The 14,562-nt window shown below is 65.9% G+C and carries 13 protein-coding genes; 5 read left to right on the forward strand and 8 right to left on the reverse strand.

What is annotated here, in order from left to right; genetic code table 11:
- Positions 1 to 2: 2 nt before the first annotated feature.
- Both EI545_RS12625 and EI545_RS12630 read right to left on the reverse strand, forming a co-directional pair.
- Positions 3 to 893, reverse strand: a complete 891-nt coding sequence (locus EI545_RS12625; RefSeq protein ID WP_125325800.1) for a M15 family metallopeptidase — start codon at positions 891 to 893, stop codon at positions 3 to 5.
- 3 nt (positions 894 to 896) lie between these two features.
- Positions 897 to 1,655, reverse strand: a complete 759-nt coding sequence (locus EI545_RS12630; protein WP_125325801.1) for a PP2C family protein-serine/threonine phosphatase — start codon at positions 1,653 to 1,655, stop codon at positions 897 to 899.
- Positions 1,656 to 1,824: 169 nt separating this feature from the next.
- Between EI545_RS12630 and EI545_RS12635 the strand changes: the two genes are divergently transcribed.
- Positions 1,825 to 2,544 carry an OmpA family protein gene (locus tag EI545_RS12635; protein WP_125325802.1) on the forward strand — a complete coding sequence of 240 codons (720 nt, stop codon included), beginning with the start codon at positions 1,825 to 1,827 and terminating at the stop codon, positions 2,542 to 2,544.
- A gap of 6 nt (positions 2,545 to 2,550) precedes the next feature.
- Here the strand turns inward: EI545_RS12635 and EI545_RS12640 are convergent, their stop codons facing one another.
- Genes EI545_RS12640 through EI545_RS12650 form a run of 3 tightly spaced genes read right to left on the reverse strand, consistent with a single transcriptional unit; the run spans position 2,551 to position 5,010 of the window.
- A complete protein-coding gene (locus tag EI545_RS12640) occupies positions 2,551 to 3,483 on the reverse strand; it encodes a hypothetical protein (RefSeq protein ID WP_245989990.1) in 933 nt (310 codons plus the stop codon).
- The gene (locus EI545_RS12645; RefSeq protein WP_125325803.1) at positions 3,470 to 3,901 is read right to left on the reverse strand and encodes a hypothetical protein; all 432 of its coding nucleotides are present in this window, start codon (positions 3,899 to 3,901) and stop codon (positions 3,470 to 3,472) included. The genes EI545_RS12640 and EI545_RS12645 overlap by 14 nt, the downstream gene beginning before the upstream one ends.
- Entirely contained in the window at positions 3,895 to 5,010 is a 1,116-nt protein-coding gene (locus tag EI545_RS12650) for a glycosyltransferase (RefSeq protein WP_245989993.1), read from the reverse strand. Before EI545_RS12650 ends, EI545_RS12645 begins: the two co-directional genes overlap by 7 nt.
- A 66-nt stretch (positions 5,011 to 5,076) precedes the next feature.
- Between EI545_RS12650 and EI545_RS12655 the strand changes: the two genes are divergently transcribed.
- From EI545_RS12655 to EI545_RS12670, 4 genes are read left to right on the forward strand one after another with little or no spacing between them, the layout of a single operon-like run.
- Positions 5,077 to 5,373 (forward strand): hypothetical protein, encoded by a 297-nt coding sequence (locus tag EI545_RS12655; RefSeq protein WP_125325804.1) that lies wholly within the window; start codon positions 5,077 to 5,079, stop codon positions 5,371 to 5,373.
- Positions 5,374 to 5,397: 24 nt separating this feature from the next.
- Positions 5,398 to 8,316 carry a caspase family protein gene (locus EI545_RS12660; RefSeq protein ID WP_125325805.1) on the forward strand — a complete coding sequence of 973 codons (2,919 nt, stop codon included), beginning with the start codon at positions 5,398 to 5,400 and terminating at the stop codon, positions 8,314 to 8,316.
- Positions 8,317 to 8,326: 10 nt separating this feature from the next.
- Positions 8,327 to 8,770, forward strand: a complete 444-nt coding sequence (locus EI545_RS12665; protein ID WP_125325806.1) for a hypothetical protein — start codon at positions 8,327 to 8,329, stop codon at positions 8,768 to 8,770.
- A complete protein-coding gene (locus EI545_RS12670; protein ID WP_245989995.1) occupies positions 8,767 to 11,010 on the forward strand; it encodes a glycosyltransferase in 2,244 nt (747 codons plus the stop codon). The genes EI545_RS12665 and EI545_RS12670 overlap by 4 nt, the downstream gene beginning before the upstream one ends.
- Positions 11,011 to 11,029: 19 nt before the next feature.
- Here EI545_RS12670 and EI545_RS12675 read toward each other — a convergent pair whose 3' ends face one another.
- The 3 genes from EI545_RS12675 to EI545_RS12685 all read right to left on the reverse strand — a co-directional run bounded on the left by EI545_RS12675 (position 11,030) and on the right by EI545_RS12685 (position 14,558).
- Positions 11,030 to 12,124, reverse strand: coding sequence for a glycosyltransferase family 61 protein (locus tag EI545_RS12675; RefSeq protein ID WP_125325807.1), 1,095 nt, complete (start codon positions 12,122 to 12,124; stop codon positions 11,030 to 11,032).
- Between the two features lie 78 nt (positions 12,125 to 12,202).
- On the reverse strand, positions 12,203 to 13,006 hold the full coding sequence (locus tag EI545_RS12680; protein ID WP_125325808.1) for an alpha/beta hydrolase family protein: 804 nt from the start codon (positions 13,004 to 13,006) through the stop codon (positions 12,203 to 12,205).
- On the reverse strand, positions 12,999 to 14,558 hold the full coding sequence (locus EI545_RS12685) for a glycosyltransferase family 32 protein (RefSeq protein ID WP_125325809.1): 1,560 nt from the start codon (positions 14,556 to 14,558) through the stop codon (positions 12,999 to 13,001). Before EI545_RS12685 ends, EI545_RS12680 begins: the two co-directional genes overlap by 8 nt.
- Between the last annotated feature and the right edge of the window lie 4 nt (positions 14,559 to 14,562).

A 14,562-nucleotide genomic window follows, 5' to 3' on the forward strand; every position in this document is an offset into this window, starting at 1 on the left:
GGCTAAAGCTTTCCTTCAGCCGCCCAGGCCCGCAGGGTTTCTTCGCCAACCTCGAAATGCATCGAATCTTCGCGGTTATAGGCCGCCCCCCAGAACCAGCCCTCATCGTTGAAGTATTCGGCAAGGATCAACAGCCCGAACTGGGTGCCCCCATCGGCAAAGCCGTCCAGCTGTCCCTCCAGCGTCAGGTCAATCGCCGTGGCCCATGAATGGTTCGAGATTGACGTCGAAGACCCGCGAATGAACCGCACGCACAACGCTCCCGCGGTCCCGACCTTGGCATGGATGTCGGGATCGGTCTCTTTCAGGCGGGTCATCACCCGTTCCAGACTTTCCAATGCCGGGCGCAGCATGGTGACCTTGATCGGGCCAATCTGGCGGGTTTCCAGCAATTCCTTGAGCCGTGGGTTGGTCATTGGCTGGCAATCGGTGTTGTAGCTGTCGCGCGGCTGGCCCAGAAGCTCCAGCATGGTCCGGTTGCGGGGCTGGGTGATGCCTTTGTTGAAGCGGGTCTTGGCCAGCTTCATCTGTTCGGTCAGATTTTCGGTGCCTTCCTGATTTTCAAAGTCCTCGTCCGGCAACAGCGCGGCCGGGTCGATCTCGATGAAATCAGACGTGTTGTCTTCAGTGGGCATCACGACCGGAGAGCGGTTTGCCAGCAGGCTCAGGTCTTCGCGCAGGCGGATCAGGTCGGAAGCCTGAGCTTCGGCCAATGTGCGGCCTTCGGCAACGCTCGCCTCCAGTTGCGCCACGCTTTCCTCCAACCGCTGCAGGCGCAGGTCGGTGCCCCCATCCGCCGTATCGATCAGCGTTGTCACCACGGCAAAGGCGATGGCCGCCACGATCACGCCGATGGCCACGATGATCGGGCCGATCAGGGCACCTTTTCCCATCGGCTAGCCCGCCACCAGATCGACCACGATGACCGAAACATTGTCGGGGGCCCCTTCGGACAGCGCCCGGCGCAACAGCGCCTGACAGGTGGTTTCGGCAGGTTCGGGCTGCATCAGGATCGCCTCGATGTCCTGCGCGTAGACGCAGCGCGGCAACCCGTCTGAACACAAAAGCAACCTGTCGCCCGCCAGCAGCGGTGCCGCGGCATGGTCCACCTCGATTTCTGCGGCGGCTCCGACGGCCCGGGTGATGATATGCGCCTCGGGGTGGCCTTCCGCCTCGGTCAGGCCCAGCTCGCCCCGGTCAACCATGGCCTGCACTACGGTGTGGTCATGCGTCAGCATCCGCAACCGCTCGCCGCGCAGCAGATAGGCCCGGCTGTCCCCCGCCCAAGCCACATGCGCGATCCCTTGCGAGATGAACAGGGCCACCACCGTAGCGCCCATGGTCCGTGCACCAAGCGATCCGGCGGCGGTCCGGATGCGGTCATTGGCCCGCTCGATCGCATCTTCCAGCGCCTCGGCTGGCGGGGCGTCATCGTCGATCGTGGCGAGTGTATCCACCACGAGATCAGCAGCAATCGCGCCACCCTCATGCCCGCCCATGCCATCGGCCACGGCCCAAAGGATGCCGGCCGGATCGGCAAGAATGGCATCCTCATTCGCCGTGCGCACGGCCCCACGGTGGGTCAGCGCATGCCCCGTGGGCCGTGGAAAAGCGGTCTGGCCCAGTTTCGGCACGATGGTCGTGGGCTGGTTCATCGCTGCCGCCCGCAGTCAGTGCGCACGGCGGCGCAGGCCTCGCGGCGGTTGGTCTGGCGATGGCAAACCACATGCATGCCGGAAGATCCGATGAAATGGGTACGATTGAAAACTTGGCAAATATAGCATACGCTGGTTGTGCAATTAACAGAATTTTTAGGGTGTATTCATGCTGCCCAAAGGCCTTTTCCTGGCTGCGATCTTGCTTGGGTCCTCAGCCGTGTCGGGCGGGGCTCAGACCCTGACCGATGACGAAATCCTTGATCGTTTTCTGACTCAGCGTGAAGCCTACACCGCCGTGCGCACCGGCAAGGGCGCAACGCGCGGCCTGACCATCGTGACAGTGGAAACCCCGGACGCGACCGCCCCCGCAGTTGACGTGGTCGATGGTGGACCGGTGTTGGGCGACGCGCCGGAAGACGATACATCAACGGTCGTTGTGGCCGGAACCGAAACCGCACCGGCAACGGGCGATGGCACGGTCAGCCTGACCGAAGTTGCCGCCGACGCAGCACCTGCGGTTGATGCGTCGAAGGTCGGCCTCTTGCCCGAAGACCTGCAGGTCAACGTCAGCATCAGCTTTGACTACGACAGTGCGACGATCAAGGCTGACCAAAGGCCGGTGCTTGACCAGATGTGCAGGGTCATGCGCGCCAGCGACATCAAGCTGTTCCGGATCATGGGCCACACCGATGCCGCAGGGTCCGACATCTACAATGAAAAGCTGTCGCTCCTCCGCGCCGAAGAAGTGAAGCGCCGCCTGATCAGCGATTGCGGGATCGAGCCGACCCGACTGGACGCCATGGGTCTGGGCGAACGCTTCCCGGCTGACAGCGCCGACCCCCGTGCACCGGAAAACCGCCGGGTGGAGTTTCAGGCGCTTAGCTGACGCCCCTCATAAGGGCTGCATCGGGCCACTGCCCCGCAAAGGCCGCACGGCAGCCCGTGCCTGAACCGACCCCTCAGCGTCCAATCTGGGCAATGCCAGACCAATCGCCGAGTCCAGCCGGGTGGCAAGCGCCTCGGACAAGTCCAACCGCTGCGCGGGATCGGCGGCTTGTGCGGCGATCTTCTCCCAGAATTGCGCAAAGGCCGGGTAGTCGGCGATGATCTGCGGTAGTGTGCCGTCAAGCGCAGTCCGCACCGCCCCAAGCCGCGCGCCAAGGATGGCCCAGTCACCATTCGGCTGGTCGATCCCCACCGAACACCAGACCCGCAGCCGGTCAAGGTTCACGTCGCCAAGGTGCATGGCAAAGGCCTGCGGCAGGGGCAGGTACGGATAGGCTTCGGCCGGGGCCTGCCCCCGGATCACGCACAGCTTCACACCCTCGCGGTAGCCCGACCGGAAGGCCTGCGCCGGGGTTGCGGCCATGTGAACTTCGGACACAACCCGGTTGATCAGATAGAACGGAACGGTCCAGAAATCGAGCTGGCCCGCCCTGCGCGTCGCAGTCTCATGGCTGCGCAGGTCTTGCAGCAGGACACGCGGCCACAGCTTCACGCCGCCATTGCCATAGCAAAGCCCGTTCAGCCCGTTGCGGGCCGAAAACGAAAAGACCTGCCCCAGATCGCGCGGTGCCACGTCCAGCCAGCCGCCAAAGAAGGCGGGGTCGGTGATGCGGTTGTCACCGTCGACAGTGAACACCCAGTCGGACGCCCCTTCCGCGGCGCGCCGGTGGGCGGCATCAAAGCCCTGCACCCCATGCACCCGCCGCGCCCGTGGCAGCTGCGCCTGCAGATGCGCAAAATTCGCCTCCGCCTCGGGTTCATCATAGCTGATGAACACCACATCGGCGCGCGACAGGTCGATCAGGCTACCAGTCGGCATGGGCACCCAGATGGACAATGGCCCCCGGCTGCCATTTGGCGGCCAGCAGCTGACGACAGCGGGCGATATAGGCCGGCCAGTCCTGGCCGGATGCATGGTCCAGAAGGCCGGCATTGGCGGCAGAGTCAGGCAAGGTGTCATAGGGCAGGCCCGTGCGGCGCACCTCGACCATGTCGGCGCTGTCCACCACCAGCACCGGCACCATGTCCTTCTCAGTGGCCATGCTGGTGATCAGTGGCACCAAGGGTGCAATTGCGGGCCAGTCCAGCCCCGTCAGATCAACCAGCATCACCACGGTCTGCGCGCCGCGCTCCAGCCGGTCGCCCAGCACAGCGGCATCCGTGTTGAACGGCCAAGCCAACTGGTCCCGCAGGGGCGGTGGCGTCAGATCAGGGTCTGCTTCGGGAACCATCACCATGGCCCCACCCGTTGCAAGGCAAGCCTAAGGATCAGGTCGGCCCAGGCCGCCGCCAGCATCGACGGATCGCGGCCCGCCATCGCACTGCGCGCGGCCTGACCGCGCGCGGCCCAGACCGCAGGCCCTTCGGAAAGGGCATCCGCCAAGGCCGCTTGCAAACCGCCCTCGGCATAAAGGATACCGCCACGTCCAGCCTCGAACGCGTCGCGCAGGCCGGGGCAGTCGGGGCCCAGCACCCCACGCGCCAAGGTCGCCGCCAGCAAGGCCGACCCCGAGGTCAGCGAAAGATCATAGGGCAGAACAACCAGATCGGCAGCCGCATGCAGCTGTGCCACCTCGGCCACATCCGCATGGCCCGTGCGCAGGATGATCCGCGGGTCGTCAGGCCGTGGGAAGGCAAGGCCCTGCTCCATCTGCCCGGCAATGATCAGCCGGTCCTTCGGCCTTGCCACCACCGCAAACGCCGCGACAAGGGCTTGCGGTTGCTTGTAGGCGGCAATCCTGCCGGGCAAAAGCAGCACCATCCCTGCATCCTCCAGCCCAAGCTCTGCCCGCGCACGCAAGCGGTCGGCCTGCGGATAGTGCCCGTCATAGGAGGGATGCGCGATGACCCTGACCTTGTGCAGCGGCAGGTCCCAGCGCTGCCGTGCTGCAGCGACAGCGGGCAGCGAATGCAGATGGATCACATCGGCCAGCGCAAACAGCCCGCTGCGCAGATCGGCCAGCCTTTCTTCCAGCGCCGGGTCATGCGCGGCAAGGTTGTGGATCGTCCAGATCACCCGTCCGCCCCTGCCGCGAAATGCCTGCAGCCGGTCCAGAAACCCTTCCGCCATGGCACCGGGCTGGCGCAGCACGGCGTCCTCCCAATGCAGATGGAACACGGAACCCCGGCCTTGGGTTGCCGCAAGCGTCTCCAACGCCCCGGCCTGGGGTCGGATCATGGGCGGCAAGCGGTCGTAGAGCTGGCTTTGAACCGGATTTGCCGCCCGGTAGTCCGGAAAGAACGTCAGTGCCACGGGCGGCCCCGGATGGTCGTTCATGGCGATAAGCGCCCTCTTTGGCCCCTCAACGTCCGCCGCCAGAACCACGGCGCCCAGCTTCAGGTTCAATTTGTGATTTTCAATTCAAAGGTGAGTCGATTAGCATCCTAGCATAGATTTTTTACGGAGGTTTTTATGTCTAAATGGGTTTTTGCCAAGCTTACCGCCGTTGTCGCGGCTTTGGCCGCCCCGGCAAGTGCCGGTGAAGGCGACAAGTCGCCGCTTGTGAAGTTTCCGACCGAAGACTTGGCGCGCAACTATCTGAAACAGAACCCGACCGGCGACCTTGCCCGGCTCGCATTTCTGGCGCTGGTCGAATATCGCCTGATGCGTGAATACCCCGGCCTGACCAAGAAACAGGCCATGGCGGTCTTTGCCAAAAAGCCTGCGGTAACCCGCCGACCGCGTGAAGCGGCGGTCTCGATCTACTAAGGTCCGGCATCGGGGGAAGACGCCATGGCAGGCCGGGGTGCAATCGACGGGTGGCGATGCAGCCCTGCGGTCCGCTGGGGCTGGTCGATCCTTGTCGCACTTTTCCCGCTGGGCGTGCAGGCGCAGGACGCAACCTTCGCGCCCCGGGTCGCGCTGGTCATCGGCAATTCAGCCTATCTCAGCGTCGAGCCTTTGCCGAACCCGTCCAATGACGCAAGACTGATCGCGGAAAAGCTGTGGCTTGCCGGGTTTGAAGTGATCGAGTCCATCGATTCCGACCGCGCGACGATGCTGGCCGATATTGCCACCTTTCAAAGCCGTTTGCGCGATGGCAGCGAAGCCCTGTTCTACTATGCTGGCCACGGGGTGCAGATTGGCGGGCGCAACTATCTGCTGCCGATCTCGGTCGCGCCCGCGTCGGTTGAGGACCTGAAGACCCAGTCGATCGACGCGCAACTGGTGGTCGACATCATGTCCGGCTCGGGCGCAAGGTTGAACCTTGTGCTGCTGGACGCCTGCCGCAACAACCCCTTCGCCAGCATCTCGGCGGAAAACGCGGACCAGATCATCTCGCGGTCCATTGCCCTTGGACTGCCCGAGGATCAGGTCAGCCGCGGCCTGACGCTTCTGGCGGACGTCAGCAGCGAAGGCCTTGCCGAGATGACCGCAGGCTCGGTCGAGACGATGATTTCCTTCGCCACCGCGCCTGGCTCGGTGGCGCTGGATGGGGCAGGGCGTCACAGCCCCTATACCGAGGCGCTGGCCCAGAACATCGACCAGCCGGGGCTGGAGATCAGCGATCTCTTTCGCGCCGTGCGTGCCCATGTGCGCGAGGCGACCGACGGGACGCAGATCACCTGGACCACATCGACGCTGGAGAACCGGTTCTATTTCTCACCAACCGGGGGCGATCCCCGCCAGACGACTGCCGGCATGGCCGTCGCGGGCGATACGCTTGGCATCCTGCCGCCTGACCGGGTGGTGGACCGGGCCTTCTGGCGCGCCATCCGCAACAGCGGCCGGGCCGAGGCTTTTGCCGCCTATCTGCGCAGCATGCCGGACGGCGCCTTCCGCGAAGAGGCCGAAGCACAACTGCGCGCAGCGGGCGGCGATCCGGCAACGCTGATCGACGATGACCCCCTGCTGCCCGATTTCGCCCCGGCCCGCTCCGCTGCGGAGCAGGGCGAGGCGCGGCAGGATGCACTGGACAGTCTGGATGGCGCGGCGCTGGGCGTGACCATCGGCACCGCAGCCCAACCGCTGAAGATTGACGGGGAGGGCGGCTGGTTCTGGGTCTCGGACCCGGCGCATCTTGGCGATGTCTCGGGGGCCACCGGAACGGTGCTGTCCGACGGTGCCGTGCAATGGCTGCCCCCCGGCGCCGATCTGGCCTATCTGCCGAAAGTCGGCACCAACGGCGGGGTCGATACCCTGAAAGGCGCGCTTCTTGGTGACGGTGGCGCCGCAACCCTTGTCGAAGCGCAGTTCGAGACGGTGGTCGATGCCTGCGATCTTCTGGCGGGCAACCCCTATGATGGCCAGCGCGTCACCGCAGGCACCCGTCAGTTCATCATCGACCGGAACTTCGACGCCGCCATCGCGGTCTGCGAGATTGCGGTCCAGACTTTCCCCGATGTCCCGCGCTTCTGGGCCCAACTGGCCCGCAGCTACCGCGCCGCCGGCCGCTATGACGAGGCGCTGGTCTGGCAGCAGAAGGCCGTGGATGCGGGCTACGTCAACGCCGCCGTCTACCTTGGCCAGATGTATCTGGATGGTCAGGCCGTGCCGCAGGACTTTGCCAAGGCCAAGGAGCTGTTCGAATACGCCGCCTCTCAGGGCGACACGGCGGCCCAGACTGCCTTGGCCTGGATCTACCGCGCCGGGGTCGGCGTGCCGCAGGACTATGCCCTCGCGCTGTCGCATTACCGCGAAGGGGCGGCGCTGGGGAATGACTGGGCGATGACCAACATCGCCGAATTCTACAAGGAAGGCTACGGCGTTGCCGCCGACCCGGATGAGGCCGTGCGCTGGTACACCGCCGCCGCCAAAAGTGGCGAGTTGACCGCGCAAACCCGACTGGCCCGGATGTATCAGGTGGGCGATGGGGTAGCGCAGGACTATACCCTCGCCCGGTTCTGGTTCGAAACTGCGGCCTCCCGCGGGGTGCCCAACGCACTGACCCGGCTTGGCCTCATGTATGAGGAAGGTCAGGGCACCGAAAAGGACCTTGACGCCGCCGTCCGGCTTTACACCCGCGCCGCGCGTGGTGGCGACATGGAGGCGCGGTTCCGGCTGGGCAAGGTCTATGCCTCAAAGGCGCCCCTGTATGACGATCCCGTCCGCGCGGCAGGCCTTTTGACCCAGGCTTCGGAAGCGAATGTGTTCGGGGCCAACCGGGAACTGGCCAAGCTTTACGAACAGGGACGCGGGATTGACAAGGATCTGGCCAAGGCCCGCGCGCTTTACGCGACCGAGGCCGACAAGAACCCTTGGGCCGCGCGCGACGCCGGGCGCGCCTATGCCTCGGACGACGGGGCGGAACCGCTTTATGACGAAGCGGTGCGGTTTTACCGGATTGCCGTGGCAGGCAAGGTGCCGCCCGCCGCGCTGGAGCTTGGTCGGCTGGTGGCGGCAGGCAAGGGGGCCGATCCCGACCCTGACGCGGCCTTGATCCTGTTTGCCCGCGCCCTTGGCCTTTCGGGCAGCGACGCAAAGCTTGCCGATGCCGCGCGAAAAGCGGCGGAAGGCGCCAGTGCCGAGGACATTACCCGCGCGGTGCAGACCTTGCTGACCGAACAGGGCCATTTCGCCGGGACCGTAGACGGCAAGCCCGGCCCCGCCACCCAATCCGCCCTTGCCGAAGCCTTTGCCAAACTGGGGCTGAGCGCCCCTGCCACGGACGTACCGACATTTGACGATCTTGCCATTCTCGCAGCGATTTAAGGAGCGTATTATGCCAAAACTTTCCCTTCCGACCATAGCGCTGGCGTTGACCGGGGCCTTGTTGCTCACCGGCTGCACCGAAACCATGATGGCGGGCGGCACCGGGTCTGACTCGGGCGCCGTGGCCAGTCTTCGCAGCAAGGGCTTCAAGCCGACTGCCCGCGACAGTGGGGGCCAGATCATCGCGATGACCTACTCCGGACCGGTCACAAGTGCCGTCGTCTGCGGTGCCAAAGGCAAGCCAAAGGGACCGATCACACCGCAGATGACCGACCTTGATGGCACCGCAAAACGGGCGACGCTGGACGCCTATGTGATTCTGAACGATGGCAGGGTGGTCAGCGGGATCTACGCCCTTGTGCTGCGTGCCAAGGGCAAGATGCCGGAAGGGATCGACTTTGCCCCCGGCGAATCCAAGGCCTTTGCCTCGGGCCTGACCTGCACGAACACATGATGCAGGCTCCGGTTCGGCTGGACCTGTGCGTTCTGGCCGATCCGCGGCTGGGCGATGCGGCTGGTGACTGCCATGCCGCAGGCCTGCGCGCGACGGCCGGGCTTGGCTACCGCATTGGCCTTCTGGCCGTGGCGACAGACGCGATTGCCGCCGACACCGGGGCCTTGTGCCCGGCATGGGCCGCTTTGCTTGACGCGGGGCAGGTTGTGCAGCTGTCCCCGGCCGCCCGGGTGCAGGCGCGGCTGTCGCTGGCACTCGACAGCCGCATCCTTGCCCATGACCTGCCCAGACGCTTTGCCCTGACTGCGGATCTGGCCTTTGTCACGGTGGACCGGCCAGCCCATCTTTCAGGCCTGTCGGCCCGGGACATCGACCAGATCGCCCACCGCGCCCGGGCGCTGCTGGGGGCCCCTGTGGTCTGGGCCCCCGGCACAGTGCTGGCCCGCGACGCGCTGGCCCATTTGGCACCCCATTGGCCGCTGACCGCGACAGACTGGCCGCTGGTCTTGCCCGACGTTCTGCCGCCTTCGCCGATGCAGGTCCAGCGGAGCCGCCCAGTGGCTGGCTGTGCCCGACTGGCCCGGGTGCGCAGTGCGCAGGATGTGCTGCCCCAAGCCTGGCTTGACGACCCGCGCATCGCCTGGCGCCTGCGGCTTGGGCCAGAGGCGCCGCGCCCGTCCTGGCCGCAACTGGCCCCGGTTGAGGTTTGGCCCGACACGGCCACGGACATGTCCGGGTTTCTGGCGCGGATTGACGCGCTGGTCCTGCCCGATGATCCCGCGCAAGACCCGTGCCCGCCCGAAGTGCTCATGGCGCTGGCCTCAGGCGTGGTGCCGCTCTTGGACCCGGGCTACCGCCCGGTCTTCGGCGCGGCTGCGCTTTACGCCCGGCCGCAGGACCTGCCGGATCGCCTGATCTCCCTGCACGAAGACCCCGCCCTGCGTGCCGAAGTGGCCGAGGCAGGGCAGCGGCTATTGCAGCGCCTGCACGGACCCCGGGATTTTGCCCTGCGTCTGGCCGATCTGATCGGGCCACCGCGCGCCGATCCCTTTGCCCCGGCCATATTGGCCCGCCCCCCGCGCACGGTGATCTTCTATTCTTCGAACGGGATCGGCATGGGTCATCTGACCCGTCAGCTGGCCATTGCCCGACGGCTTCCACCAGATCTTTCTCCGGTGTTTCTCAGCCACTCCCAAGCGGTTGATGTGGTGCGCCGCTTTGGCTTTCCGGCTGAACACCTGCCCTATCACGCGACCTACGGCCAGAACCGCGCGCATTGGAATGCTGCCCTGTCCGACCGGCTGGACGCCGCGATGGCCTTCTGGCAGCCTTCCGCGCTGGTCTATGACGGCAACATCCCCTTTCCCGGCCTGATCGAAGCGCTGCTCCTTCGCCCCGAGGTCGCGCGTGTCTGGGTCCGCCGCGGGCTTTGGGGCCCCGGACGCGACCCCGAGGCCCTTGCCTCAAGCCCGGCCTTTGACCTCATCATCGAACCCGGCGACCCCGCCGATGGGTTCGACAATGGCCCGACCGCCCTGCGCCCGGGCGAAGCCTTGCAGGTGCGGCCGATCCGGCTTCTGGATCAGGCCGAAGTCCTTGGGCGGGCCGAGGCTTCTACCGCGATGGGGCTGGACCCTGGCGCAGTGAACGTGCTGGTGGCACCGGGGTCTGGCAACAACGCATCCACCGGGGCGCTGACAGATGCCGTGCTTGGCGCGCTGGCCTGCCGTCCCGGGATCGGGGTGGCGCTGGCCGAATGGCGGATTGCGACCCGCACCCATGACCTGCCACCCGGCGTTGTCCGGCTTGCCAACTATCCCTTTGCCCGGCATCTGGGGGCCTTTGATTTTGCCATCGCGGCGGCTGGCTACAACACCTTTGCCGACCATCTTTCAGCCGCCTTGCCAACGATCTGGTTGGCGAACGAGGCGCCCGAGCAGGATCAGCAAATCCTGCGCGCGCGCTTTGCCAGCGAAACCGGCCTTGGTCTGACGCTGCGCCTGACCGAAGGCTTTGCGCTTCCGTCCGCGCTGGCGCAAATGCTCGCCCCAGCCTCCCGCGGTGCATTTGCCGAAGCAGGACGCCGCTACGCGCAGGCCCACATGGCCGAAAACGGTGCCTTCACAGCGGCAGCGGCACTTGCCGCGATATGCGAGATGACCCCTTCCCGCGCCCCACCAGCCTTGGCCGAAGAACCAGGCTTGCAGGTTGCGGAAGTCCCTTGCTCTTCGACAGGCTAGCGTCTGGCAGACGCGCCCCTCAATCCGCCCCTGCGCCGCCGCGAAACGCCAGACGTTCCATGCCTTCCAACGAAGGTCGCTCAGCGCCAATCGCTTCGGGGGTGATCGCAATGCCATCCGGCACGCTTTCGATGAACCCGTCGGCTTGCATCCGGGCGAACAGGGCGACAAGGTCCACCTCCCCGATCGAACTGTAATCGATCCGCGTGCTGCCCGCCTTGACCCAGTTGGCCACAAGACAATCCAACGTGTGAACTTCGGCGCCTGAAAACAGCTTCAACTGGTTTGCCAGCCTTGGCAGGATGTCCGACCTGCGCCGGGCGATCATCCCGATGCGGCAGTCGGGCTGCACCGCATAGGCCGCCATATGCAGCGCCGATCCGTCCAGCGCCACGATCTGCCGGGCCGCCGCATATCTGGCCAGCTGCACCCGCGCGGAATTGCGTTGGGGGTGAAAGATTTCATAGCCGTTGCTGGCCAGAACCTCTTCGATGATCGTCTCGCCAAGGATCCCGCCCCGGTTGTCGTTCAAACCACTGCGCGAGATATACAGCCGCTCTGGTCCGTCCGGCGTGATTTCGGCCGCCACCCGGCCACGCATGAAGCTGCGATAGTGGGCCGACCCCACCATCCGCGCCTCATGCCCAAAGCCGGGGTCGGGCACGACCAGCGTTTCAACCCGCGTCGGGGTGCTGATGGCCTCCAGCGGCCGGTCACCGCAGAAAATCTCCAGCAAAGGGCGATACGCCTTGCGGGCACGCCAGATGGAATTGGGCCCGAAAGGAATGAACAGGACAGACTCGATGGGGTCCGGATCAACGCCTAGCACCCAAAGGCGTGGCGTCGATTCCAACAGGAAATGCCCGAAATGCGGATGCAACGGTCCGGCAAACAGGTGCCGCCCCGCAAGACGTTCCAGCGGCTGGTCCAGCAGCGCCGGATCGGGCGGCACCCGGGCGCGGCGCGGGCGCAGATAGTCCAGCGAGAAGTCGACAAACTTGCCATCTGCATCCAGAACGCCGCAGCGCCCCTCGGCGTCCGGGGGGCAGACGACTGCGTCCTTCAAGACAAGGAAACGGTCGGTCATCCCGGTCTTGTTATAGGTGGCCATCATGCGTCCTGTGCTCGGGTCGTTTGCCGCCCGCCCTGGCCTGCGGGGCAGGACAGCCTTGGCAGGGCGACTTGTGTTCTGTCAGTCATCGGCCCTCCGATCAAGCACGCGGCTGATCCGGTCCTGCACCCAAAACTTCCACTCTCCTTCCGGTGAGGCTTCGGTCGGGACCAATTCCCTGACCGGCCGATTGTGCTGGCCATAGGGGATCATCGCAACCTCGACATCGCAGGCGCGGGCGGTCATGTCGCCAGCCAGACGCGCCACAGCCGCGCGGGGCATGATCGCGTCCCCGCGTGCCAGCAGCACTGCCCCCGACGTGGGATGCCCGGGCGTGATCCGCCAAGGCTGCGGCGGAACAGCCGCCACCCCCAGCGCCAGCGCCGGAGCTTTCGTGCCAGGGTCCAAGCCATCAAGTCCCCAGGCGTACCCCATCGCCGCCATGGCACCCGCCGAAAGCCCCATCACGATCAGCGGTAAATCCTCAAGGCCCGGCCCCTCCGGTGCAAGGCAAAGCCAGTCGACGGCAGAGGCCAAGTCTTCCACCGCCCGGTACAAAAGCGGCCCGAACAGCCGCGCGGCAATCTCGGGATAGACAAGCTGGCTTTCCGCCACGGCAAGCTCGATTGCCGCCGCCCGCGCCTCGGGCATGCCGCGCAGTGGATTGCCGCCCTTGCGATAGTCGATCGACGCAAAGGCCAGACCGCGCCCGGCAAGGTCGCCGGCAAAGTGGCGGGCCAGCCGGTCATCCCGGCTGCCGGTCATGAAACTGCCGCCATGCGCATAGACGACCAAGGCCCTTGGCCGTTCCGGGCCGCAGGCATAGTCCAAGGACAAGCCGCGGGCATAGGCATGGGTCTGCCGCAGGACCACCGGATCAGCCATCGCTTCGGTCCAGCTGAAACACGCTCAGGCTGCCCCGGTCGGCCCCGAAATCGGTATCGGCCAGCACCTGATGGCACAGGTCCTGCACCTGCAGCCGCCCGGCGAACCTGCGCCCGCCGTCGCCGCTGGCGGTTGCCGCCACCACGACCGCATCGCGCGCAAGCAGCGGGCGCAGGGCCATCAGCGTCCGCAAGGCCTGAATGTCTGCATCGGCAAACAGGATCAGGTCAAAGCCTCCGGGTGGCACCTGCCCACCGATTGCTGCCGGAAGGTCGCCTTCCGGACCGGCCTTGATCGTCAGCCGATCAGGAAAGCGCCGGGCCAGCCAGTCGCAGGCGACGGGCACATAGCGGGCACGGTCTGGCGGATCCTCGTCGCCTTCGACGGGCCAGCGCATCGCATCCGTCGCCACGATCTGCAGCTTGGGGTTATGGTGCAGCGCCGACAGCACCAGATGCCCGGTGTCATAGCCGATGACCAGCGCCTGCCGTGCCGACCCCAGCCAACCCAGCAACTGGCGGCGCAGCCCATCAGACCGGGTCCGCAGCTTGCCCTCGGTCAAAGGCTGATGCTGCATGTGGCGATAGTAGTGCAGCCCCTGAAACCGGACAGGAACCCCCGCCTCGGCCATGGCCGCGCAGAGCGTGGCGTTCAGGCCGGCGATATCCTCAACCACATCGGGCCGGGACAACAGGCCCGGGACCTTGTCCGCCATCTTTGCCGCAGCCGCCACTCGCAGGGCCATGGCTTCGCGGTCAGACCCCTGCCGGTCGCCAAAGGCCCCGGCCAAGCGGTCGATCAGGCCCCGGTGCCGTTGCTGCAATTCCTCGGCCGGCACGATCTCGGACGACGGCCCGTTGCGCCGGTTGTAGGCAAAGGTCGAAGTGCCCCATTTCTGTTCGGCATAAATCCTGTCCGGGCCGTCATACCAGACATCCGGCGCGCTTTTCTGCCAGGGGATGAAGTAATGCGTCGGAAAGATGCTCAGCGTCTCCGGCCCCGGTGCGCGGTCCTTGATCATCCGCATCAGAAACCGGTTGCCAGTCGACACCTCGGGTTTGCGAAGCTCCCACGGCTCCAGCCCGGCCAGTTCGTCGATCACCGCGCTGACGAAGGGGTTCCCCGGCTCACAGGCCAGAAACGGGCAGACCCCGCGGAATTTGTCCGTCTCGGGTCGGTCATAGACGGTATAGGCGCGCGGCTGGTCCAAAAGCTCGTCCACCGGGTGCAGGCTGATCGCATCGGCATCCGCCATGAACCCGCCATAGCGGAACAACAGCTCGTACCGCATCATGTCCTGAACACCGGCCCAAGCCCCGCGCCAGGCGTATTCGTTGATCAGCTTGCGCAGGCGGAACGGATAGCCGGTCAGCGTGTCATTGCCAAAGACCGTGTAGGACCAGCCCGGATGCATCTTCGGCCAGCTTTCCATCCAACCCGTCGGGGCCGGCTTCGGGCCAATCCAGATATGCCCAAGCCGCCGCGGGACGGCCAGACCCTTGGGGCTGGCTGGCCGAGTGGACGGGCGCTTCTGGCTTGGGTCTGGCATCATGGCC

The organism is Tabrizicola piscis, assembly GCF_003940805.1.
In the GTDB taxonomy this organism is placed as follows: Bacteria; Pseudomonadota; Alphaproteobacteria; order Rhodobacterales; family Rhodobacteraceae; genus Tabrizicola; species Tabrizicola piscis.